The sequence below is a fragment of the Streptomyces liliifuscus genome, assembly GCF_016598615.1.
GTDB classification, from domain to species: Bacteria; Actinomycetota; Actinomycetes; order Streptomycetales; family Streptomycetaceae; genus Streptomyces; species Streptomyces liliifuscus.
Genome location: NZ_CP066831.1, coordinates 8,321,109 through 8,342,594, shown reverse-complemented (window position 1 = coordinate 8,342,594; position 21,486 = coordinate 8,321,109). Strand labels below are relative to the sequence as shown.

The window sequence follows — 21,486 nt, the reverse complement described above, 5'->3', positions numbered from 1 at the left end:
ACCTCGGCGACATCTACTGTTCCCTGTCCGTCAGGCGGACCTCGGGCGCGTGCGGCACAGGGTGCCGGATACGGTGGAAACACCATGAGCGCATCACAAACCGCTGAAGTCCCCACTCTCCTCGTCAAGATCTTCGGCAAGGACCGGCCCGGAATCACCGCCGGGCTCTTCGACACCCTCGCCGCCTACTCGGTCGACGTGGTCGACATCGAGCAGGTCGTCACCCGTGGCCGGATTGTGCTGTGCGCGCTCGTGACGCATCCGCCGGCCGGTCTGGAGGGCGACCTGCGGGCCACGGTGCACAGCTGGGCGGACTCGATGAGGCTGCAGGCCGAGATCATCTCCGGCCTCGGCGACAACCGGCCGCGCGGGCACGGCAGGTCGCTGGTGACCGTGCTCGGACACCCGCTCACCGCCGAGTCCGCGGCCGCGATCGCCGCCCGGATCACCGGGACCGGCGGCAACATCGACCGAATCTTCCGGCTGGCCAAGTACCCCGTGACGGCCGTCGAGTTCGCCGTGTCCGGAACGGAGCCTGAGGAGCTGCGGACCGCCCTGGTGACCGAGGCGGCGGCCCTGGGCGTCGACATCGCGGTGGTCGCGGCGGGACTGCACCGGCGGGCGCAGCGCCTGGTGGTCATGGACGTGGACTCCACGCTCATCCAGGACGAGGTCATCGAGCTCTTCGCCGCGCACGCCGGCTGCGAGGACGAGGTCGCCGAGGTGACGGCGGCCGCGATGCGCGGGGAACTGGACTTCGAGCAGTCGCTGCACGCGCGCGTGGCCCTGCTCAAGGGGCTCGACGCCTCCGTGGTGGACAAGGTGCGCAGCGAGGTACGGCTCACGCCGGGGGCGCGCACGCTGATCCGTACGCTGAAGCGGCTCGGCTTCCAAGTCGGTGTCGTCTCGGGCGGGTTCACGCAGGTCACGGACGACCTCAAGGAGCGTCTTGGGCTGGACTTCGCCCAGGCCAACACCCTGGAGATCGTCGACGGGAAGCTGACGGGCAAGGTCACCGGCGAGATCGTGGACCGGGCGGGCAAGGCGCGGCTGCTGCGCCGGTTCGCCGCGGAGGCGGGGGTGCCGCTGGCCCAGACGGTGGCTATCGGCGACGGCGCCAACGACCTGGACATGCTCAACGCGGCCGGTCTCGGGGTCGCCTTCAACGCCAAGCCGGTGGTGCGCCAGGCCGCGCACACCGCGGTGAACTTCCCCTTCCTGGACACGGTCCTGTACCTGCTGGGCGTGACACGGGAAGAGGTCGAGGCGGCGGACATGCACGTGGACTGAGTTCTCGCGTCGGGGCAGGCGGTTCCGGCTGCTTCCGGCGAGCGGAGAGCGCCCACGACGTGGACGGGGCCCGGCACCGTGATGGTGCCGGGCCCCGTCCACGTGAGACGTGGGAAGCGAGACGTGAGAAGGGAACGGCCGGGTCTACTCGGACGGCGCCCAGTAGTCCAGCAGCGTGGCCACACCCGGCTCCAGGGCCTTCCAGGAACCGGTGAAGGAGAGCACGGCGAAGGCGGCCGCGGGGAAGCCGAGGCGGCCCATCCGCTCCTGCGCGTCGCCCTCCGACTGGCCGGCCAGGATGTCGGCGAGACCCTGCACGCCGGGGTTGTGGCCGATCAGGAGTGCGTTCTGCACATCGTCGGGGGTTTCGTTGAGGACGGCGATCAGCTCGCCGGGAGAGACCTCGTAGAGCCGCTCCTCATAGACCGTTTTCGGCCGATGGGGGAGCTCGTGGACGGCGAGTTTCCATGTCTCGCGGGTCCGGGTCGCGGTGGAGCAGAGGGCCAGATCGAAGGGGATGCCGGTGTCGGCCAGCTTGCGTCCGGCGACGGCGGCGTCCTTGCGGCCCCGCTCAGCGAGCGGCCGCTCATGATCGGAGACCTCGGGCCAGTCGGCTTTCGCATGCCGGAAAAGGACAATCCTGCGGGGTTCTGCGACGCTCATGGTTCCCAGCTTCGCACGAAACACGCCATGGGGCGCAGGGAGTTGACTCGCTGCCCCGGCGTGGTGTGCCGGGAGCTCAGGAGCCCTGGTGCAGCACGATCTGCTGGACCTGCTCGAAGAGCCGGCCGACCGCCGGGTCGCCGCCTGCCGCGTGGGCGTCGGCGGGGTTCAGTATCAGCAGGAGCAGTGCGGCGAAGGCGAGTGCGGGGAGGACGAGGGCCCACCAGGGGAGCCGGGTCTCGACGCCGCGCCTGGTCGCCGGGTGGGGCGGGATGTGCGTTGGGGCCGACATGCCGCCTCCGTGGGGCTCCGAGTGGTCCGTGGTCCGCGTCCTCGCGGTCACATCTCGAAGTTACGGACTCCGCGGCCCCCAACCCATCCGGAGATCCACCCACTTGACCCTGACACTCACCCCCTAGGGGATGGTGGGGCTAGCCCCACCATCGCGTCGCGGAGGTGTCACACCGGAGGGCCCGGGGCCGGCTTCCGACGGGTCAGGGCGAGGCGATCGACGCGATGACGCCGATGATCACGAAGATGAGGAGGAACGCGCCGAAGACGAGCAGCATCTTCTTCTGGCCGTTCTGGGGGTTCGGGTCGAGCACGGGCATGGCACCAGTTTCGCACCCCTCGGCCGCCCGCTCACGGGTGGGGTCCGGTCACGGGCGTCGGCGCGCGGGTGGGGCGCGCACGCGGCGGGTGCGCACGGGTGGCGTGCTTGCGTGGGCGTTGGCGCACGAGTGGCGTACTTACGTGGAAGTCGGCGCACGGATGGCGTGCTTACGTGGAAGTCGGCGCACGAGTGAGGTCCGCGCGCGGGTGCTGGCGCGCCGCCGTCACCGCCGGCGCGCGGCCTCGTCCTCCACCGTGCGGTCGCGGCCGGCCAGGATGCCCACCACGATCTGCGGGATCATCAGGCCCGCCATGAGGGCGATCGGCAGCCCCCAGCCGCCGCTGTGCTGGTAGAGCACGCCCACCAGGAGCGGGCCGGGGATCGAGATGAGGTACCCGGTGCTCTGCGCGAAGGCGGAGAGCTGCGCGACCCCCGCTCCGGTCCTGGCCCGCATGCCGACCATGGTGAGGGCCAGCGGGAACGCGCAGTTGGCGATGCCGAGCAGCAGCGCCCACGCCCAGGCACCGCCCGCGGGGGCGAGGTAGAGGCCCGCGTAGCCGACGAGGCCGCAGACCCCGAGGGCGACCACGATCGGCCCCTGGTGGGGCAGGCGCGTGGCGAGCCGCGGGATGACGAAGGCCAGCGGTACGCCCATCACCATGGTGACGGCGAGCAGCAGTCCGGCCGTGCCCGCCGGGACACCCGCGTCCCGGAAGATCTGCGCCATCCAGCCCATCGTGATGTACGCGGCGGTGGCCTGGAGCCCGAAGAAGACGGCCAGCGCCCAGGCGGTACGGCTCCGGGTGATCCGCAGCGGGGCGGGCTCCTGACCCGCCGCGGAGGCCGAGGAGGCGTCACGGGCCGGGGCCGGAGGGGCCGGAGCCGAGGCCGGGGCGGCGTCCGGGGACAGGGCCGTGCCCCGGGCCCGTACGAGTGGAATCCACGGCAGTACGGCGACGGCCGCGAGCCCCGCCCAGACGGCGAGCCCCGCATGCCAACTGCCGCCCAGGGCCCGGGTCATGGGCACGGTGACGGCGGCCGCCGCGGCGGTGCCCAGGGCGAGGGCCATGGAGTAGAGGCCGGTCATGGAGCCGACCCGGTCCGGGAACCAGCGCTTGACGATCACCGGCATCAGGACGTTGCTGACCGCGATGCCCATGAGGGCGAGGGCGCTGGCGACCAGGAACCCGGCCGTGTTCCCGGCGAAGGGCCTGATCACCAGTCCCGCGGCGATCGCGACCATGCCGGCGCAGACCACGGCGGCGGGTCCGAAGCGGCGGGCGAGGCGCGGTGCCATGACGCCGAAGACGGCGAAGCACAGCGGCGGTACGGAGGTGAGGAGCCCCGCGAAGCTGCCGCTCATGCCGAGCCCGTCGCGCACCTCTTCGAGGAGGGCGCCGAGGCTGGTGATGGCGGGGCGCAGATTGAGGGCGGTGAGGACGATGCCGATGATCACCACACGCGTCATCCACGCGCGCGGGGCGGGCGGTCGGAGTTCCGCGTCCTGTGCGGAGCTGCGTATCGGTGGGGACATCGCCGTCCGGGTTTCCTCGCCAGTCATGCCAGACATCATAGAATCATGGGATGATTGGTTGTCCAATCCCCTGGTGCACACCTGGGGCACAATCCCCTGACACGCATCCCGGTGCGTCCTCCCGGTGCACCCCCTGGCGCGAAGGACCGTCATGCCGCTGAGCCACCCCCGCCGATCGGCACTGTCCGAACAGGTCATCGCCGAGCTGCGGAACCAGATCACCTCGGGCGAGTGGCCGGTGGGCTCCCGCATCCCCACCGAGCCTGAGCTGGTCGAGCAGCTGGGGGTCGCCAGGAACACGGTCCGCGAGGCCGTCCGCGCGCTCGCGCACAACGGCCTGCTCGACATCCGCCAGGGCTCGGGCACGTACGTCGTGGCGACCAGTGAGCTGGCGGGCGTGATGCACCGCCGCTTCGCGGACGCCGATCCGCGGCACATCGCCGAGCTGCGTTCCACGCTGGAGTCGAGCGCCGCGAAGCTGGCCGCCGAGCGCCGCACGGAGCGCGATCTGAAGCAGCTGGACGCCCTCCTCGTACGCCGCGAGGAGGCCTGGGAGTCGGGCGACGCGGAGGCCTTCGTGACCGCCGACACGACCTTCCACCTGGCCGTGGTCGCCGCGTCCCACAACGACGTCATGACGGCGATGTACGCGGACCTGGGCGAGGTCGTGCGCGACTGGCTGCGCGAGGACGTGGGCGAGGAGCTGACGCCCGAGACGTACATGGACCACACGCGTCTGGTGGACGCCATCCGCGCGGGCGACGCGGAGACCGCCGCCACGGAGGCGGCGGGCTATCCCTTCCTGTGCCGCCCGAGCCGTCCCGCCGTGGACACCCCGGCGCGAAAAGGGGCCGACGTCACCTCCGCGTGAGGCGGCCCGTCGTCATCGCTGGTGGCTGACCCACGCCGAGCGGACTTCCTTCCAGCAGCGGCCGGTCAGCCGTACGGTCTGGGCTGGTCCGGCCTCGACCGAGGCCCCGTCGGTGTCGATGTCCCACCACGGGTCGCACTCGATGTGCAGACGGACGTGATCGGGCTCGGGGTACGGGTTGTGGCAGTACGCCGTCACGGACGAACCGTCGACGGCGGTCCGGCACGCCGCCCCGAAGGGCCTCTCCTCCACGGGCACGCGCGCGTGGGGGGCTGTTTTCGTGGTGCGCGAGGAGCCGGCGTGCGAGGCGGCGCCGCAGGGCAGCGCGAGCAGGAGGGTCAGGGCAGCGAGCAGCGGGGCGAAGCGCTGGGACAGGCGCACAAGGGGACCTCCTCGGCAGGGCTCGGGAGGGCATCTCGGGAGGGGGGAACTCCTACTCCAGGGTGCGCAGTTACCGGTCCGCACGCCCGGCCGACAGGGCCGAACGGGTGACGCCCCGCTCCCCGCGCAGTGCGGGAAACGGGGCGTCGAAGCCGTACGGAGGCGGATACGCAAACGTTCGCGTAAACGCTTACGCGATCGCTTACGCGCCGATCGCGTGCAGACCGCCGTCGACGTGGATGATCTCGCCGGTGGTCTTCGGGAACCAGTCGCTGAGCAGGGCGACGATGCCGCGGCCCGCCGGGTCGGGGTCCTTGAGGTCCCACTCCAGGGGCGAACGGCTGTCCCACACGGCGGCCAGGTCGCTGAAGCCCGGGATGGACTTGGCGGCCATGGAGCCGATGGGGCCCGCGGAGATGAGGTTGCAGCGGATGTTCTGCTTGCCCAGGTCACGCGCCATGTAGCGGCTGGTGGCCTCCAGCGCGGCCTTGGCCGGGCCCATCCAGTCGTACTGCGGCCAGGCGTACTGCGCGTCGAAGGTGAGGCCGACGACCGAGCCGCCGTTCTGCATCAGCGGCAGGCAGGCCATGGTCAGCGACTTCAGGGAGAACGCCGAGACGTGCATGGCGGTGGCCACGGACTCGAACGGCGTGTTGAGGAAGTTGCCGCCGAGGGCGTCCTGCGGGGCGAAACCGATGGAGTGCACGACGCCGTCCAGGCCGCCCAGCTCCTCGGCGACCAGGTCGGCCAGCCGCGCCAGGTGCTCGTCGTTGCTGACGTCGAGCTCGATGACCTTGGTGGGCTTGGGAAGCTTCCTGGCGATGCGCTCGGTCAGTGTGGGCCGCGGGAACGCGGTCAGGATGATCTCGGCGCCCTGCTCCTGGGCCAGCTTCGCGGCGTGGAAGGCGATGGAGGACTCCATCAGCACACCGGTGATCAGGACGCGCTTGCCCTCGAGAATTCCACTCATGGTGATCAGTGACCCATTCCCAGTCCGCCGTCTACGGGGATGACGGCTCCAGTGATGTACGAGGCGTCGTCCGAGGCGAGGAACCGCACCGTCGCGGCGATCTCCTCGGGCTTCGCGTACCGGCCGAGCGGCACCTGCTTCACGATGGCCTCGCGCTGCTCGTCGGTGAGCACCTTGGTCATGTCGGTGTCGACGAAGCCGGGCGCGACGACGTTGAAGGTGATGTTGCGCGAGCCCAGCTCACGGGCGAGCGAGCGCGCGAAGCCGACGAGGCCGGCCTTGGAGGCGGCGTAGTTCGCCTGGCCCGGACCTCCGTACAGCCCGACGACCGACGAGATCAGCACGACACGGCCCTTCCTGGCCCGCAGCATGGCGCGGTTGGCGCGCTTCACGACCCGGAAGGCGCCCGTCAGGTTGGTGTCCAGGACGGAGGTGAAGTCGTCCTCGGACATCCGCATCAGCAGCTGGTCCTTGGTGACGCCGGCGTTGGCCACGAGCACCTCGACCGGGCCGTGCTCGGCCTCGATCTCCTTGTAGGCCTGATCCACCTGCTCGCTGTCGGTGATGTCGCACTTGACGGCGAGGAACCCTTCTTGTTGAAGAGCTGCGGGCTCGCCCGAGCGGTATGTGATCGCGACCTTGTCGCCCGCGTCGGCGAAAGCGCGGGCGATGGCGAGGCCGATGCCCCGGTTTCCTCCGGTGACGAGAACCGAGCGGCTCAACGGATCACCCTTTCGATAGCCGGTCTGGTACCTCGAAAACCTATCGGCACCGTCCCCCGTACGGAGAATCGGGCGCCGACAGTGACGTACCGGACTCGCTGTCGGATCCCTACAGAAAGTTGTGGCCCCCGGCGCGCCCGCGCGACATGATCGGACCGACAGGCGACGACAGCAGGGAGACCTCCGTGCCTCATTCCATCGACGAAGCCTTCACGGCACTGCCGCTGAGGGCCCTGGCCGACGCGGCGCTCGCGCGGGCCAGGGCGCTGGGCGCCGACCATGCGGACTTCCGGTTCGAGCGGGTGCGCAGCGCGGCCTGGCGGTTGCGGGACGCGAAGCCCGCCGGATCCTCGGACACCACGGATCTGGGCTACGCGGTGCGTGTGGTGCACGGGGGGACCTGGGGGTTCGCGTCGGGTGTGGATCTGACGATGGACAGCGCCGCGAAGGTGGCGTCGCAGGCCGTGGCGATGGCGAAGCTGTCCGCCCAGGTGATCAAGGCGGCGGGTTCGGACGAGCGCGTGGAGCTCGCGGACGAGCCGGTGCACGCGGAGAAGACCTGGATCTCCTCGTACGAGATCGATCCCTTCTCCGTGCCGGACGAGGAGAAGTCAGGACTGCTCGCCGACTGGAGCGCGCGGCTGCTCGCGGCGGACGGCGTCAGCCATGTGGACGCCTCACTGCTGACGGTGCACGAGAACAAGTTCTACGCGGACACGGCGGGGACGGTGACGACTCAGCAGCGGGTCCGGCTGCACCCCCAGCTGACCGCTGTCGCCGTGGACGAGTCGAGCGGCGAGTTCGACTCGATGCGCACGATCGCGCCGCCCGTCGGGCGCGGCTGGGAGTACCTCACGGGCACCGGCTGGGACTGGGAGTCGGAGCTCGCACGGATCCCGGAGCTGCTCGCCGAGAAGATGCGGGCGCCGAGCGTCGAGGCGGGCGTGTACGACCTGGTCGTCGACCCGTCCAACCTGTGGCTGACCATCCACGAGTCCATCGGCCACGCCACCGAGCTGGACCGCGCGCTCGGCTACGAGGCGGCGTACGCCGGGACGTCCTTCGCCACCTTCGACCAGCTGGGCAAGCTGAAGTACGGCTCCGAGCTGATGAACGTCACCGGGGACCGCACCGCCGAGCACGGTCTCGCGACCATCGGGTACGACGACGAGGGCGTGGCCGGGCAGTCCTGGGACCTGGTGAAGGACGGGACGCTCGTCGGCTACCAGCTGGACCGCAGGATCGCGAAGCTCACCGGCTTCGAGCGGTCCAACGGGTGCGCGTACGCCGACTCCCCCGGCCATGTGCCCGTACAGCGCATGGCGAACGTGTCGCTGCGGCCCGATCCCGCCGGGATGTCCACGGAGGATCTGATCGGGAGCGTCGACCGCGGGATCTATGTCGTCGGCGACCGGTCGTGGTCGATCGACATGCAGCGCTACAACTTCCAGTTCACCGGGCAGCGGTTCTTCAGGATCGAGAACGGGCGGATCACCGGTCAGCTGCGGGACGTGGCCTACCAGGCGACGACCACGGACTTCTGGGGCTCCATGGCGTCGGTCGGCGGCCCGCAGACCTACGTCCTGGGCGGTGCCTTCAACTGCGGCAAGGCCCAGCCGGGCCAGGTCGCGGCGGTCTCGCACGGCTGCCCGTCGGCCCTCTTCAAGGGCGTCAACATCCTCAACACCACCCAGGAGGCCGGTCGATGAGCGTCAGCACTGGAATCGGCTGGGGGTCCGGGGGTTACTCCCCGGGAAAGCACAGTCTCAACACCACCCAGGAGGCCGGTCGATGAGCCCTCGTACGAACAAGCCGCACGAGATCGTCGAGCGTGCCCTCGAACTGTCGCGGGCCGACGGCTGTGTCGTGATCGCCGACGAGCAATCAACGGCGAACCTGCGCTGGGCCGGCAACGCGCTGACCACGAACGGCGTCACACGCGGGCGCACGCTGACCGTCGTCGCGACCGTGGACGGCCGCGAGGGCACGGCGTCCGGGGTCGTGTCGCGCGCGGCCGTGACCGCGGACGAGCTGGAGCCGCTGGTGCGGGCCGCCGAGGCGGCGGCGCGCGGCGCGGGTCCGGCGGAGGACGCGCAGCCGCTCGTCGAGGGCGTGCCCGTCTCCCCCGACTTCACGGACGCGCCCGCCGAAACCTCGTCGGCGGTCTTCGCGGACTTCGCCCCGGCCCTCGGCGAATCGTTCGCACGCGCGCGTGCGGGCGGACGCGAGCTGTACGGCTTCGCCAACCACGAGCTCGTCTCCAGCTACCTCGGTACGTCCACGGGCCTGCGCCTGCGTCACGACCAGCCCAACGGGACGCTGGAGCTGAACGCCAAGTCGCCGGACCGTACGCGCTCGGCGTGGGCCGGCCGTTCCACGCGGGACTTCAAGGACGTGGACCCGGCGGCGCTCGACGCGGAGCTGGCCATCCGGCTGGGCTGGGCCGAGCGGCGCGTCGAACTGCCCGCGGGGCGATACGAGACGCTGCTGCCGCCGACCGCGGTCGCGGACCTGCTGATCTACCAGATGTGGTCGGCGGCGGCCCGGGACGCGGCCGAGGGCCGGACGGTGTTCAGCAAGCCCGGCGGCGGGACGCGCGTCGGCGAGAGGCTCACCGACCTGCCGCTGACCCTGCGCAGCGACCCGAACGAGCCGGGCCTGGAGTCCGCACCCTTCGTGCTCGCGCACTCCTCCGGCGACGACGCCTCCGTCTTCGACAACGGGCTGCCGCTGCGGCCCACGGAGTGGGTCAGCGAGGGCGAGCTGAGGCATCTGACGAGCACCCGGCACAGCGCCGGCCTGACCGGTCTCCCGGTGGCCCCCGGCATCGGCAACATCGTCCTGGACGGCGGCGAGGACAAGTCCCTGGAGGACATGGTCGCCGCGACCGGGCGAGGCCTGCTGCTGACCTGCCTCTGGTACATCCGCGAGGTCGATCCGGCGACGCTGCTGCTCACCGGTCTCACCCGGGACGGCGTGTACCTCGTCGAGAACGGCCAGGTCGTCGGCGAGGTGAACAACTTCCGGTTCAACGAGTCGCCGGTGGGCCTGCTGGGGCGGGCGACCGAGGCCGGGCGTACGGAGAAGACGCTGCCTCGCGAGTGGAGCGACTGGTTCACGAGGGCCGCGATGCCTGCGCTGAGGGTGCCCGACTTCAATATGAGCTCTGTCAGTCAGGGCGTATAACCTCGGTAGCCTCGCAGTCGGCTGTCATCCCGGCTGTCCGAAGACCATCACCGACTGCACGAAGATCATCCAAGGAGACACGAGAACCGTGACGGACATCGTCGACGAGCTGAAGTGGCGCGGGCTGTTCGCCCTGTCCACCGACGAGGATGCATTGCGCAAGGCGCTCGCGGACGGTCCCGTCACGTTCTATTGCGGCTTCGACCCCACGGCGGCCTCGCTGCACGTGGGGCATCTGGTGCAGGTCCTCACCATGCGCCGCCTCCAGCACGCGGGCCTGCGCCCGCTGGCCCTGGTGGGCGGTGCGACCGGCCAGATCGGCGACCCGCGCCCGACGGCGGAGCGCACGCTCAACGACCCGGAGACGGTCGCCAACTGGGTCGGCCGGCTGCGCGGCCAGATCGAGCCGTTCCTGTCCTTCGAGGGCGAGAACGCCGCGGTGATGGTGAACAACCTGGACTGGACGGCCGGGCTGTCGGCCATCGAGTTCCTCCGGGACATCGGCAAGCACTTCCGCGTCAACAAGATGCTCACGAAGGACTCGGTCGCCCGGCGCCTGGAGTCCCAGGAGGGCATCAGCTACACGGAGTTCAGCTACCAACTGCTCCAGGGCATGGACTTCCTTGAGCTGTACCGGAGGTACGGCTGCACCCTCCAGCAGGGCGGCAGCGACCAGTGGGGCAACCTCACGGCGGGCCTGGACCTGATCCACCGGCTGGAGCCCGACGCCGACGTCCACTGTGTCGCGACGCCGCTGATGGTCAAGGCGGACGGCACCAAGTTCGGCAAGACCGAGGGCGGCGCCGTCTGGCTCGACCCGGAGATGACGACGCCGTACGCGTTCTACCAGTTCTGGCTGAACGTGGACGACCGGGACGTCTCGACGTACATGCGGATCCTGTCCTTCAAGTCCCGCGAGGAGCTCGAGGAGCTGGAGAAGCTGACGGAGGAGCGGCCCCAGGCGCGTACCGCCCAGCGGGCTCTCGCCGAGGAGCTGACGACTCTGGTGCACGGCGGTGAGCAGACGGCCGCCGTGATCGCCGCGTCGAAGGCCCTCTTCGGTCAGGGTGAGCTCGACGGGCTCGACGAGAAGACGCTGAGTGCGGCGCTCTCCGAGGTGCCGCACATCCAGGTCGCCGAGCTCGGTCCGGTGGTGGACCTCTTCGCCGAGGTGGGCCTGGTGGCCAGCAAGTCCGCTGCGCGGCGGACGGTGAAGGAGGGGGGTGCCTACGTGAACAACGTGAAGGTCGCCTCCGAGGATGCCGTTCCCGGCGAGGGGGAGTTGTTGCACGGGCGGTGGCTGGTGCTTCGGCGGGGCAAGAAGAACCTTGCCGCCGTTGAGCTCCGCTAGGGGCAGGGGAACGGCGGGTCGGTTCGTCCGTGCGGGTGTGTGGGGGCTGGTCGCGCAGTTCCCCGCGCCCCTGACGGGCGTCCCCGTTCAGGCTCTCTGTTTGTTGCCTCGCATGGCTGTGTAGAGCATGTCGCCGAGGAAGACGATGACGATCGCGGCGCCGAGTTGGAGGGCGTGGCGGCCCCAGTCGATGCCGCGGGTCGACTCGATGCCGAAGCCGCGGGCGATAGCGTTGCCGACGATCGCGCCGATGATCCCGAAGATCGTGGTGAGCCAGAGCGGGCTGTGCTGCTTGCCCGGAATGATCGCCTTGGCCAACAGGCCAAGCACGAATCCCACGATGATCGCCCACAACCAGCCCATGGCTGCCTCCTATACGGCTCTACGTGAGCATTACGCCCAGTCTCGGCCTGTCCGCCATACGGCGCATGTCGGGCACGGCCATACGCGGTACGGCGCAGCCGTCCCCCGCCGAAACCGGACCTGCCCCGGTCTCGTAGGCGACGCAGCCGCGGCGTAACGTGGAGGCTGTACGGGCCAGGGGAGCGTCCGACACAGGCGGGTGGTGGAACGTGATGCGGAAGCAGAGCGAGGTCGAGGTCTTCCGGATCACCGGAGCCAGGCAGGGCCTCGCCGACGATGTACGTGGCAGGCAGCGCCGCTACATCATCTCGATGTCCGTCCGCACGCTCTCGGTGATCCTCGCGGCCACCCTCTGGAACGTCGAACGGCACGTCGCCGTCGTTGCCCTGGCGCTCGGCATCCTGCTCCCCTATGTCGCCGTGGTGATCGCCAACGCGGGCCGGGAGAACGCGCCCTCGCTGCCGTCCACGTTCGTGACGGCGCCGACCCGTCCGATGCTCGCGGCGCCCCGTGCGGATGACGCCGCGGAATCCGTCCCGGAAGACCTCGTGACCGATCCGGGCCCCCGCCTGCGGGACGAGCCGCACGAGCGGACCTGACCACGAACGATCCTTCGGGACCGGAATTCAGGACCGTACCAAGCTCAAGAAAAGCTCAGATCAATCATGTTGTTCCGGTGCCGGGCAGCGGGTTACCCGTGACATACTTCGTACGCGCTCCGCATCCCCCGTCGGAGCGACAGACCGACGCCGGGCAGCTCCCCCCGTGGCTGCTCGGCGTCGCCTTTTGTGGAGCGGGGTTCGCGGCCCCCTCGACCCCACCCGGAGCGGTCGGTCAGTGCCGCTGACGTAGGGTCGAGGCGTGATTCTGAACGTCCCAGGCTCCGACCCGTCCTCGCCCTCCTCCCCCATCTGTTCGGCGAAGGGCTGCCGGGCCGACGCGGTCTGGGTCCTCGCCTGGAACAACCCCAAACTGCACACGCCTGAGCGCCGCAAGACGTGGCTCGCGTGCGAGGAACACCGCGAGCACCTGTCCCAGTTCCTGGGCGTACGTGGCTTCCTGAAGGACGTCGTACTCCTGGAGGACTGGGAGTCCCCGGAGTAGCCGAGCCCCTTCCGAAGACAGCGGGCCGAGCCGTCAGCCGCCGATCGCCGACATCGGCCGGTCCGGCTGGACGAACGTCGGGTCGTCCAGGCCCGCCCCCGCCTTCTTGCCCCACATGGCGAGCCGCCAGATACGGGCTATCTCCTCGTCCGGTGCGTCCGAGCGCAGTGTGGCCCGCAGGTCGGTCTCCTCGCGCGCGAACAGACAGGTGCGGACCTGGCCGTCGGCCGTCAGCCGCGTACGGTCGCAGGCCGAGCAGAAGGGGCGCGTCACGGAGGCGATCACGCCGACCCGGTGCGGGCCCCCGTCCACCACCCAGCGCTCGGCGGGTGCCGAGCCCCGCTCCTCGGAGCCCTCCTCGGTGAGCTCGAAGCGCGTACGCAGTGAGGCGAGGATGTCACCGGCGGTGACCATGCCGTCGCGCTTCCAGCCGTGCTGCGCGTCCAGGGGCATCTGCTCGATGAACCGCAGTTCGTAGTCGTGCTCCACGGCCCAGGCGAGCAGGTCGGGCGCCTCGTTCTCGTTCAGTCCCGGCATCAGTACGGAATTGACCTTGACCGGGGTCAGATCCGCGGCGCGGGCGGCTTCGAGGCCCTCGATGACGTCCTTGTGGCGGTCACGGCGGGTGAGGGTCTTGAAGACGTCGGGGCGCAGCGTGTCCAGCGAGACGTTGACCCGGTCCAGGCCCGCCGCCTTCAGGGCGGTCGCGGTGCGCTTGAGGCCAATGCCGTTCGTCGTCAGGGACATCTGGGGGCGGGGTTCGAGCTCCGCCACGCGCTCCACTATGCCGACGAGGCCGGGGCGCAGCAGGGGCTCGCCGCCGGTGAAGCGGACCTCGGTGATGCCCAGCCGGGTGACCGCTATGTCGATGAGGCGGACTATCTCGTCGTCCGAGAGCAGGTCGGGCTTGGCCAGCCACTGCAGCCCTTCCTCCGGCATGCAGTACGTGCAGCGGAGGTTGCATCGGTCGGTCAGCGAGACACGCAGATCGGTGGCCACTCGGCCGTAGGTGTCGATGAGCACGTGGGCCCCCTCCCTCTAGCTCTTCCGTACGGACCTCGGCAGAGACATCTGGTCGATCAGTCGATCCGATACCAGCGAGCCTACGTGACGGGACCGACAACGAGGCGGGCCCTGATCCCACGAGACGCACCGCGGCCGCGTCGTAGGGATCTACGACGCGGCCGCCGGGCGGGACGGTCAGTGCGCTCCGGTACCGGTGAGGGAGCGGACCTCCAGTTCGGCGTACTTGCCGGCGTCCGGCTCCTCCTTGGACAGGAGGGTGCCGAGGAAGCCCAGCAGGAAGCCGACGGGGATCGAGATGATGCCCGGGTTCTCCAGCGGGAACCAGTGGAAGTCGACGTCCGGGAACATCGAGGTGGCCTTGCCCGAGACGACCGGCGAGAACAGCACCAGGCCGACCGCCGTGGTGAGGCCTCCGTAGATCGACCACAGCGCGCCCTGGGTGGTGAACCGCTTCCAGAAGAGGCTGTAGAGGATCGTCGGCAGGTTGGCGGAGGCCGCGACCGCGAAGGCGAGGGCGACCAGACCGGCGACGTTCAGGTCACGGGCCAGGGCGCCGAGGCCGATGGAGACGACGCCGATACCGATGGTGGCGTACCGGGCGGCGTTGATCTCCTCCTTCTCGGTGGCCTTGCCCTTCCTGATGACGTTCGCGTAGATGTCGTGGGCGAACGACGAGGACGAGGCCAGCGTCAGCCCGGCGACCACCGCGAGGATCGTGGCGAAGGCCACCGCGGAGATCGTGGCGAGCAGGATCGCGCCCCAGGCCGAGTCGACGCCGCCCAGATGCAGTGCGAGCAGTGGCGCGGCCGTGTTGCCGGCCGGGTTGGACTCGACGATCTCCTGTTTCGAGATGAGGGCCGCCGCGCCGAAGCCGAGCGCGATGGTCATCAGGTAGAAGCCGCCGATGATGCCGATCGCCCAGTTCACGGACTTACGCGCGGCCTTGGCGTTGGGCACCGTGTAGAAGCGGATCAGGATGTGCGGCAGGCCCGCGGTGCCCAGCACGAGGGCGATGCCCAGCGAGATGAAGTCGATGCTGGACGTAGTCGTGAGGCCGTACTTCAGGCCCGGCTCCAGGAAGGCCGCGCCCTGTCCGCTGTTCTTGGCCGCCGAGCCGAGCAGGTCGGAGATGTTGAAGTCGAACTTGAGCAGTACCAGGAAGGTGATGAGCAGGGTGCCGCTGATGAGCAGCACGGCCTTGACCATCTGGACCCAGGTGGTGCCCTTCATGCCACCGATGGTCACGTACACGATCATCAGGACGCCGACCAGGGCGACGATGGCCACCTTGCCCGCGTCGCTGGTGATGCCGAGCAGCAGCGAGACGAGGACACCCGCGCCCGCCATCTGCGCCAGCAGGTAGAAGATCGAGACGACGATCGTGGAGGTGCCGGCCGCCGTACGCACCGGGCGCTGCCGCATGCGGTACGCGAGGACGTCGCCCATCGTGTACCGGCCGGAGTTGCGCAGTGGCTCGGCGACCAGGAGCAGGGCCACCAGCCAGGCGACCAGGAAGCCGATGGAGTACAGGAAGCCGTCGTACCCGAAGAGGGCGATGGCGCCGGCGATGCCGAGGAACGAGGCGGCGGACATGTAGTCGCCGGAGACGGCGAGACCGTTCTGGAAGGCGCTGAACTGACGGCCGCCCGCGTAGAAGTCCGCGGCGTCCTTGGTCTGCCGGCCCGCCCAGACGGTGATGACGAGGGTGGCGACGACGAAGACCGCGAACAGGGAGATGATCAGCGGCCTGTGTTCGCTGGCCTCCCCCGCCGCGAGCTGCGCCTGCGCCAGCTGGACCTGAGTGATCGCGGGGCTCATGCGCCGCCCTCCATCCGGGACTTGATCGCTTCGGCCTTGGGGTCGAGCTGGCGGGAGGAGTGCCGCTCGTACCACCAGGCGATGAGGAACGTGGTGAGGAACTGGGCGAGGCCCAGGACGAAGGCGACGTTGATGTTGCCGAACAGCTTGGTGCCCATGAAGTCGTCCGCGTAGATCGACAGCAGGACGTACAGCAGGTACCAGCTGATGAAGCCGATGGTCAGCGGGAAGGCGAAGGAGCGGTGGGCGCGGCGCAGTTCACCGAACTCAGCGCTCTCCTGTACCTCTACGAACTCCTCGGTGGTGGGGAGATGAGGTTCGGCTTTCGAGGGGGGCGGTGCGTCGGTGGCCACGGAGTCTCCTCGCGTTGCGGGTGCGGTTGCGACGTTGGACGGGGGTCTTTGGGGATCGGGGGACGGGCTGGGTACGGACATGGCTTATTTCTGACCTCACGGTGATGTGGATCACGTGGGCCGGGTGGCGATGTTAGGTGCCCCGGGCGTGATCCGACAGGGGGCTCGATCGTGCTCGTGCTCCCTGCTCAACGTCACGGAGCCGCGCGAGGAGCGGTTCAACTCGCGGCACTTATTTCGGAAGTGGCGGCCGACGTTTCGGAAGACATCCCCGTAAGTCATTGCTGGCCAGGGACGACGGGAGATAGCTTCGGGCCTGCACCACCCCGTCATGTACCTGCCCGGGCACCACCTGTGTTCGGGCTGGTTCCGTTTCCGGATGATGTGGAGATCCCATGGCTCATCTGCGTTCCAGACGCCGTCTCGCCCTCGCCGTGCCCGTAGTTCTGTCGCTCACCGCCTCGCTCGGTTTCATTCCGGGTGTCGCCACGGCGGCCGCCCCGCAGTCGGCTCCGGCCGTCACGGCGGCGGACGGCCCGAACCTCGCGTACGTGGTCAACACGAAGACCGACCGCCGCACGATCGAGTCGGTGAAGAAGGCGATAGCCAAGGCCGGCGGCACGGTCGTCACCACGTACAGCAAGATCGGCGTCATAGTCGTCCACTCCGCCAACCCGGAGTTCGGCCCGCAGATCCGCACCGCGCGCGGGGTGCAGTCCGCCGGTGCCACGCGCACGACGCCGCTGACCGCGGCGGGGACGACGGACGAGGGCGCCGCCGACTATCTGTCGGCCGCCGAGGCCGCCAAGGTGAAGGCCGCGGCCACCCCCGCGAGCGAGCCCCTCGAGGCCGACCAGTGGGACCTGCGCGCGATAGGCGCCGACAAGGCAGCCAAGATCAACCCGGGCAGCAAGAAGGTCACGGTCGCCGTGATCGACACGGGTGTCGACGACACGCACCCGGACCTGGCCCCGAACTTCTCCGCCAAGCAGTCCGCCAACTGCGTGGGCGGCGTGGCCGACACGAGTGAGGGCGCCTGGCGTCCGTACACCGCCGAGGACTACCACGGCACGCATGTCGCCGGTGAGATCGCCGCCGCCCGCAACGGCATCGGTGTGGCCGGTGTCGCGCCCGGCGTGAAGGTCTCCGGCATCAAGGTCAGCGACCCGGACAACGGACTCTTCTACCCGGAGAGCGTCGTCTGTGCCTTCGTGTTCGCCGCCGACCACGGCGTGGAGATCACGAACAACAGCTACTACGTGGACCCGTGGCTCTACAACTGCATGGACGATCCCGACCAGAAGGCGATCGTCGACGCGGTCAACCGGGCCCAGCAGTACGCCACGAAGAAGGGCACCCTGCACCTCGCGTCGGCCGGCAACTCCAACCACGACCTGGACTCGGACGCGATCGTCGACGACACGAGCCCCGACGACTCGACCCCGGTCACGCGCACGATCGACCCGCACGAGTGCTTCGACGTACCGACCCAGCTGCCGGGCATCGTCACGGTGAGCGCGACGGGCGTGCAGAACCTCAAGTCGTACTACTCCACGTACGGCAAGGGCGTCATCGACGTCGCCGCGCCCGGTGGTGACCGGCTCTACCAGATCCCGGACACCCCGTCGAAGAACGGCCGCATCCTCTCCACGATGCCGAACAACCAGTACGGCTTCCTGCAGGGCACCTCGATGGCCTCGCCGCACGCCGCGGGCGTCGCCGCGCTGCTGAAGTCCGAGCACCCGTGGGCGAGCCCCGCCCAGCTGCAGGCGCTGCTGAAGGCCCAGGCGGACAACCCGGGCTGCCCGGACTCGTACGACCAGGACGGCAACGGCACGCAGGACGCCAACTGTGAGGGCGGCAAGCGTGTCAACGGCTTCTACGGCTTCGGCATCGTGAACGCGCTGAAGGCGGTCAAGTAGTCCGCGTTTCCCGGGACTTCCCGCACGGCCCGCACGTACTCGCGAAACGAACTGGAGACAGCATGACAGCGCCTCAGACGCGCTCCCGCCGCGTCATAGCCATCCCGCTGGGAATGGCCCTGGCGACGGCTCTCGCCTTCCTGCCGAACGTCAACGCCTCGGCGGCCCCGGCGGCCGACAAGGCCGATGTCAGCGACGTGGCGGCGAAGATCTCGGCGGAGGCCACTCCGCTGAGCTACGTCGTCAACGTCCGCGCCGGGCACGGTCCCTCCTCCCAGGTGAAGAAGGCCATCGCCCGGGCCGGCGGCACGATCGTGACGTCGTACGACCGGATCGGCGTGATCGTCGTCCACTCGTCGAACGCCGACTTCGCCAAGACCATCCGCAAGGTGCGCGGGGTGGAATCGGCGGGCTCGACGCGTACGGCGCCGCTGCCCGCGCAGTCGACGACCGATGTCGGCACCCCCAAGGTGCTCAGCGCGGAGCAGGTCGCGGACGTCGAGGCGGCGGCCGGGCAGGACCCGTTGGAGCCGCTGCAGTGGGATCTGCCCGCCATCAAGGCGGACAAGGCGCACGAGAAGACGCTCGGCAGCAAGAAGGTCACCGTCGCCGTGATCGACACCGGCGTCGACGACACGCACCCCGACATCGCGCCGAACTTCGACCGCAAGGCGTCGGTCAACTGCGTGTCGGGCAAGCCGGACACGACCGACGGGGCCTGGCGGCCGAGCGCCGCCGAGAGCCCGCACGGCACGCATGTCGCAGGCGAGATCGCGGCCGCCAAGAACGGCGTCGGTGTCACGGGTGTCGCGCCGGGCGTGAAGGTGTCCGGCATCAAGGTCTCCACGACCGCCGGCTTCTTCTACACGGAGGCCGTCGTCTGCGGCTTCATGTGGGCGGCCGAGCACGGCGTGGACGTCACGAACAACAGCTATTACACCGACCCGTGGTACTTCAACTGCAAGAACGACCCGGACCAGAAGGCGCTGGTCGAGGCCATCGGCCGGGCGACGAGGTACGCGGAGAAGAAGGGCACGGTCAACGTCGCGGCGGCGGGCAACGAGAACTACGACCTGTCCGCGGACGAGATCACCGACCCGGTCTCGCCGAACGACTCGACTCCTTCCGAGCGCGTCATCGACCCGTCGGAATGCCTTGACATCCCGACGCAGTTGCCGGGTGTCGTCACGGTCGCGGCGACCGGTGCGAAGGGCATCAAGTCGTCCTTCTCCAACCACGGCCTGGGCGTCATCGACATCGCGGCCCCCGGCGGCGACTCGACGCGCTTCCAGACCCCGGCGCCGCCTGCCACCAGCGGTCTGATCCTCGGCCCGCTCCCCGGCGGCTCGTGGGGCTACATGGCCGGTACGTCGATGGCGTCCCCGCACGTCGCGGGCGTCGCCGCGCTCATCAAGTCGACGCACCCGCACGCCTCGGCGGCCAAGGTGAAGGCCCTGCTGTACGCGCAGGCCGACGCCACGCCGTGCACCAAGCCGTACGACATCGACGGCGACGGCAAGGTCGACGCGGTCTGCGAGGGGCCGAAGAACTACAACGGCTTCTACGGCTGGGGCACCGCCGACGCGCTGGACGCGGTGACGAAGTAGCGCATCCCTGACGGGGATTGATCCCCACCAGGATGTCGAGCCGGGTGGCCCATGGGCCACCCGGCTCTCGCGCGTCCGGGGCACCGCGTCCCCTGCCGGACGCAGCGTCCCATGACGGACACCGCGTCCCATGTTGATCGCGTACACCCTGCATAGTGCCTGTATGACTCATTCGGATGCACCGACCACGGAGTTCGCGTGGACCGCGCTGGGTGGGGATCCCGCGCTGGTCCCACGGTTGTCGACCGTCGTACGGTCCGGCGCGCTGGAAGCACGGCTGCCCGTACGGGAGTTGGCACGGGCCTGCGTGGGGGCGTGCGCGCTGGCCGCCGCCGAGCTGGGCGCGCGGCGGGCCGGGCTCGTCGACGTGCCCAAGGTGCGCGTCGACGACGGGGCCGTCGCCACGGCGTTCGTGAGCGAGCGGCATCTCCTCGTCGACGGGCGGGCGCCGGTCACCTTCGCGCCCCTGTCGCGGTTCTGGCGCACGGCGGACGGGTGGGTGCGCACGCATGCGAACTATCCGCACCACCGGGCGCGGCTGCTGGGCGCCCTGGGACTGCCGGACGACGCCTCGGTGGAGGCCGTGGCCGGGTGCCTGGCGGAGCGGTCGGCCGCGGAGGTGGAGAGCACGGTGTACGCGGCCGGTGGCCTCGCCGTCGCGCTGCGCACACCGAAGGAATGGGCACGGCACGAGCAGGGGGCGGCTGTCGCCGGGCGGCCGCTCGTCGAGCGCGGCCGGCTGGGCTCCGCCGTCCCGCGGAGTCTTCCGCCGCTCGCGGGCGACCCGCTGTTGCCCGCCGCGGGGCTGCGCGTACTCGACCTCACCCGTGTCATCGCCGGGCCCGTCGCGACCCGGACCCTGGCGCTGCTCGGCGCGGACGTCCTGCGCGTCGACCCGCCGGGGCTGCCCGAACTCGCCGACCAGCACACGGACACCGGCTTCGGGAAGCGGTCCGCCACGCTGGACCTGACGGCGGGCCGCCACGACCGGCAGGTCTTCGAGGAACTGCTCGCCTCGGCGGACGTGGTCGTCACCGGTTACCGCCCGGGCGCCCTGGACCGGTTCGGGCTCTCCGCGGAGGCGCTGGCCGAGCGGCGGCCCGGGGTCGTGGTGGGGCAGTTGTCGGCGTGGGGAGCGTACGGGCCGTGGGGCGGGCGGCGGGGGTTCGACAGCCTGGTGCAGGTGGCCACCGGCATCGCGGCCCTTGAGGGATCCGGGGAGAGGCCCGGCGCACTGCCCGCGCAGGCTCTCGACCACGGCACGGGGTATCTGCTCGCGGCCGGGGTGCTGCGCGCGGTCACGGAGGGGCTGGACGAGGGCGGGACGAGGTTCGTACGGCCGGCGCTGGCGCGGACGGCGGCCTGGCTGACGGCGAGGGCCGAGCGGGGCGGGGCCACGGAGGACGCGTCCACTTCGGGTGGGGCAACGGCGGACGACTCCGGCTCGCGTGAGGGCTCGTACGGCCATCCCGCGCCCTGGCTCGCGGAGGCGGACAGTGCCCTGGGGCGGCTGCGGTACGCCCTGCCGCCGGTCTCCTTCTCGGGCGGGCCGGGCGACTGGTCACGGCCCCCGGGGCCCTGGGGTGCGGATTCGCCACGCTGGGTCTGAGTCGGGAGGGCGGTCGGGCGCGTATGGATGGGCGGAATGTCGTGTGCGTGAGCGGAATACCGTTCCGCCAGTTGTTTGCCAGGACTTGCCCGGACCTGGACGA

21 protein-coding genes are annotated in these 21,486 nt (G+C 70.2%); 10 read left to right on the top strand and 11 right to left on the bottom strand.

Annotated elements, in window-relative coordinates; translation table 11 throughout:
* The first annotated feature begins 84 nt into the window (after positions 1-84).
* A complete protein-coding gene (serB, locus tag JEQ17_RS35995) occupies positions 85-1,290 on the top strand; it encodes a phosphoserine phosphatase SerB (protein WP_200399154.1) in 1,206 nt (401 codons plus the stop codon).
* Positions 1,291-1,434: 144 nt separating this feature from the next.
* On the opposite strand, the gene JEQ17_RS35990 is transcribed toward serB, so the two are convergent.
* The 4 genes from JEQ17_RS35990 to JEQ17_RS35980 all read right to left on the bottom strand — a co-directional run bounded on the left by JEQ17_RS35990 (position 1,435) and on the right by JEQ17_RS35980 (position 4,139).
* Positions 1,435-1,953: a SixA phosphatase family protein gene (locus tag JEQ17_RS35990; RefSeq protein WP_200399153.1), complete on the bottom strand. Its 519-nt coding sequence runs from the start codon at positions 1,951-1,953 to the stop codon at positions 1,435-1,437.
* 76 nt (positions 1,954-2,029) lie between these two features.
* Positions 2,030-2,245, bottom strand: coding sequence for a hypothetical protein (locus JEQ17_RS35985; protein WP_200399152.1), 216 nt, complete (start codon positions 2,243-2,245; stop codon positions 2,030-2,032).
* A gap of 202 nt (positions 2,246-2,447) precedes the next feature.
* Complete coding sequence (locus JEQ17_RS50560) at positions 2,448-2,564, bottom strand: SGM_5486 family transporter-associated protein (protein ID WP_107102519.1); 117 nt, start codon at positions 2,562-2,564, stop codon at positions 2,448-2,450.
* A 225-nt stretch (positions 2,565-2,789) separates the two neighbouring features.
* Positions 2,790-4,139: a CynX/NimT family MFS transporter gene (locus tag JEQ17_RS35980; protein WP_200399151.1), complete on the bottom strand. Its 1,350-nt coding sequence runs from the start codon at positions 4,137-4,139 to the stop codon at positions 2,790-2,792.
* A 112-nt stretch (positions 4,140-4,251) separates the two neighbouring features.
* Here JEQ17_RS35980 and JEQ17_RS35975 point away from each other — a divergent pair, with 112 nt between their 5' ends.
* On the top strand, positions 4,252-4,971 hold the full coding sequence (locus JEQ17_RS35975; protein WP_200399150.1) for a FadR/GntR family transcriptional regulator: 720 nt from the start codon (positions 4,252-4,254) through the stop codon (positions 4,969-4,971).
* Between the two features lie 12 nt (positions 4,972-4,983).
* Here JEQ17_RS35975 and JEQ17_RS35970 read toward each other — a convergent pair whose 3' ends face one another.
* The 3 genes from JEQ17_RS35970 to fabG all read right to left on the bottom strand — a co-directional run bounded on the left by JEQ17_RS35970 (position 4,984) and on the right by fabG (position 7,044).
* Entirely contained in the window at positions 4,984-5,352 is a 369-nt protein-coding gene (locus JEQ17_RS35970; protein ID WP_200399149.1) for a hypothetical protein, read from the bottom strand.
* Positions 5,353-5,554: 202 nt separating this feature from the next.
* The gene (gene fabI, locus JEQ17_RS35965) at positions 5,555-6,322 is read right to left on the bottom strand and encodes an enoyl-ACP reductase FabI (RefSeq protein ID WP_143636993.1); all 768 of its coding nucleotides are present in this window, start codon (positions 6,320-6,322) and stop codon (positions 5,555-5,557) included.
* 5 nt (positions 6,323-6,327) lie between these two features.
* Positions 6,328-7,044: a 3-oxoacyl-[acyl-carrier-protein] reductase gene (fabG, locus tag JEQ17_RS35960; RefSeq protein WP_200399148.1), complete on the bottom strand. Its 717-nt coding sequence runs from the start codon at positions 7,042-7,044 to the stop codon at positions 6,328-6,330.
* A gap of 185 nt (positions 7,045-7,229) precedes the next feature.
* On the opposite strand from fabG, the gene JEQ17_RS35955 reads away from it, so the two are divergent.
* From JEQ17_RS35955 to tyrS, 3 genes are all read left to right on the top strand, one after another.
* Entirely contained in the window at positions 7,230-8,753 is a 1,524-nt protein-coding gene (locus tag JEQ17_RS35955; RefSeq protein WP_200399147.1) for a TldD/PmbA family protein, read from the top strand.
* A gap of 82 nt (positions 8,754-8,835) precedes the next feature.
* On the top strand, positions 8,836-10,230 hold the full coding sequence (locus JEQ17_RS35950; protein ID WP_200399146.1) for a metallopeptidase TldD-related protein: 1,395 nt from the start codon (positions 8,836-8,838) through the stop codon (positions 10,228-10,230).
* A gap of 88 nt (positions 10,231-10,318) precedes the next feature.
* Positions 10,319-11,581: a tyrosine--tRNA ligase gene (tyrS, locus tag JEQ17_RS35945; RefSeq protein WP_200399145.1), complete on the top strand. Its 1,263-nt coding sequence runs from the start codon at positions 10,319-10,321 to the stop codon at positions 11,579-11,581.
* Between the two features lie 87 nt (positions 11,582-11,668).
* Here tyrS and JEQ17_RS35940 read toward each other — a convergent pair whose 3' ends face one another.
* On the bottom strand, positions 11,669-11,944 hold the full coding sequence (locus JEQ17_RS35940; protein ID WP_200399144.1) for a GlsB/YeaQ/YmgE family stress response membrane protein: 276 nt from the start codon (positions 11,942-11,944) through the stop codon (positions 11,669-11,671).
* 212 nt (positions 11,945-12,156) lie between these two features.
* Here JEQ17_RS35940 and JEQ17_RS35935 point away from each other — a divergent pair, with 212 nt between their 5' ends.
* Together JEQ17_RS35935 and JEQ17_RS35930 are read left to right on the top strand one after the other, a co-directional pair.
* The gene (locus JEQ17_RS35935; protein ID WP_200399143.1) at positions 12,157-12,543 is read left to right on the top strand and encodes a DUF3099 domain-containing protein; all 387 of its coding nucleotides are present in this window, start codon (positions 12,157-12,159) and stop codon (positions 12,541-12,543) included.
* Positions 12,544-12,805: 262 nt separating this feature from the next.
* Positions 12,806-13,048, top strand: a complete 243-nt coding sequence (locus tag JEQ17_RS35930; protein WP_200399142.1) for a hypothetical protein — start codon at positions 12,806-12,808, stop codon at positions 13,046-13,048.
* Positions 13,049-13,081: 33 nt separating this feature from the next.
* Here JEQ17_RS35930 and moaA read toward each other — a convergent pair whose 3' ends face one another.
* The 3 genes from moaA to JEQ17_RS35915 form a co-directional block, all read right to left on the bottom strand.
* The gene (moaA, locus tag JEQ17_RS35925; protein WP_200399141.1) at positions 13,082-14,071 is read right to left on the bottom strand and encodes a GTP 3',8-cyclase MoaA; all 990 of its coding nucleotides are present in this window, start codon (positions 14,069-14,071) and stop codon (positions 13,082-13,084) included.
* 177 nt (positions 14,072-14,248) lie between these two features.
* On the bottom strand, positions 14,249-15,892 hold the full coding sequence (locus tag JEQ17_RS35920; protein WP_200399140.1) for a solute symporter family protein: 1,644 nt from the start codon (positions 15,890-15,892) through the stop codon (positions 14,249-14,251).
* Complete coding sequence (locus JEQ17_RS35915) at positions 15,889-16,245, bottom strand: DUF485 domain-containing protein (protein WP_189840609.1); 357 nt, start codon at positions 16,243-16,245, stop codon at positions 15,889-15,891. Before JEQ17_RS35915 ends, JEQ17_RS35920 begins: the two co-directional genes overlap by 4 nt.
* A gap of 395 nt (positions 16,246-16,640) precedes the next feature.
* Here JEQ17_RS35915 and JEQ17_RS35910 point away from each other — a divergent pair, with 395 nt between their 5' ends.
* The 3 genes from JEQ17_RS35910 to JEQ17_RS35900 all read left to right on the top strand — a co-directional run bounded on the left by JEQ17_RS35910 (position 16,641) and on the right by JEQ17_RS35900 (position 21,383).
* Positions 16,641-18,167: a S8 family peptidase gene (locus JEQ17_RS35910; protein ID WP_200399139.1), complete on the top strand. Its 1,527-nt coding sequence runs from the start codon at positions 16,641-16,643 to the stop codon at positions 18,165-18,167.
* A 62-nt stretch (positions 18,168-18,229) separates the two neighbouring features.
* On the top strand, positions 18,230-19,774 hold the full coding sequence (locus JEQ17_RS35905; protein WP_200399138.1) for a S8 family peptidase: 1,545 nt from the start codon (positions 18,230-18,232) through the stop codon (positions 19,772-19,774).
* Positions 19,775-19,937: 163 nt separating this feature from the next.
* Positions 19,938-21,383 carry a CoA transferase gene (locus JEQ17_RS35900; protein WP_200399137.1) on the top strand — a complete coding sequence of 482 codons (1,446 nt, stop codon included), beginning with the start codon at positions 19,938-19,940 and terminating at the stop codon, positions 21,381-21,383.
* The last annotated feature ends 103 nt before the right edge of the window (positions 21,384-21,486 follow it).

Bases quoted from the DNA above. Each gene is read 5' to 3' on its own strand.
- serB (WP_200399154.1), top strand. From the start codon at position 85: ATGAGCGCATCACAAACCGCTGAAGTCCCCACTCTCCTCGTCAAGATC.
- JEQ17_RS35990 (WP_200399153.1), bottom strand. From the start codon at position 1,953: ATGAGCGTCGCAGAACCCCGCAGGATTGTCCTTTTCCGGCATGCGAAA.
- JEQ17_RS35985 (WP_200399152.1), bottom strand. From the start codon at position 2,245: ATGTCGGCCCCAACGCACATCCCGCCCCACCCGGCGACCAGGCGCGGC.
- JEQ17_RS50560 (WP_107102519.1), bottom strand. From the start codon at position 2,564: ATGCCCGTGCTCGACCCGAACCCCCAGAACGGCCAGAAGAAGATGCTG.
- JEQ17_RS35980 (WP_200399151.1), bottom strand. From the start codon at position 4,139: ATGATGTCTGGCATGACTGGCGAGGAAACCCGGACGGCGATGTCCCCA.
- JEQ17_RS35975 (WP_200399150.1), top strand. From the start codon at position 4,252: ATGCCGCTGAGCCACCCCCGCCGATCGGCACTGTCCGAACAGGTCATC.
- fabI (WP_143636993.1), bottom strand. From the start codon at position 6,322: ATGAGTGGAATTCTCGAGGGCAAGCGCGTCCTGATCACCGGTGTGCTG.
- JEQ17_RS35950 (WP_200399146.1), top strand. From the start codon at position 8,836: ATGAGCCCTCGTACGAACAAGCCGCACGAGATCGTCGAGCGTGCCCTC.
- JEQ17_RS35940 (WP_200399144.1), bottom strand. From the start codon at position 11,944: ATGGGCTGGTTGTGGGCGATCATCGTGGGATTCGTGCTTGGCCTGTTG.
- JEQ17_RS35935 (WP_200399143.1), top strand. From the start codon at position 12,157: ATGCGGAAGCAGAGCGAGGTCGAGGTCTTCCGGATCACCGGAGCCAGG.
- JEQ17_RS35920 (WP_200399140.1), bottom strand. From the start codon at position 15,892: ATGAGCCCCGCGATCACTCAGGTCCAGCTGGCGCAGGCGCAGCTCGCG.
- JEQ17_RS35910 (WP_200399139.1), top strand. From the start codon at position 16,641: ATGGCTCATCTGCGTTCCAGACGCCGTCTCGCCCTCGCCGTGCCCGTA.
- JEQ17_RS35905 (WP_200399138.1), top strand. From the start codon at position 18,230: ATGACAGCGCCTCAGACGCGCTCCCGCCGCGTCATAGCCATCCCGCTG.
- JEQ17_RS35900 (WP_200399137.1), top strand. From the start codon at position 19,938: ATGACTCATTCGGATGCACCGACCACGGAGTTCGCGTGGACCGCGCTG.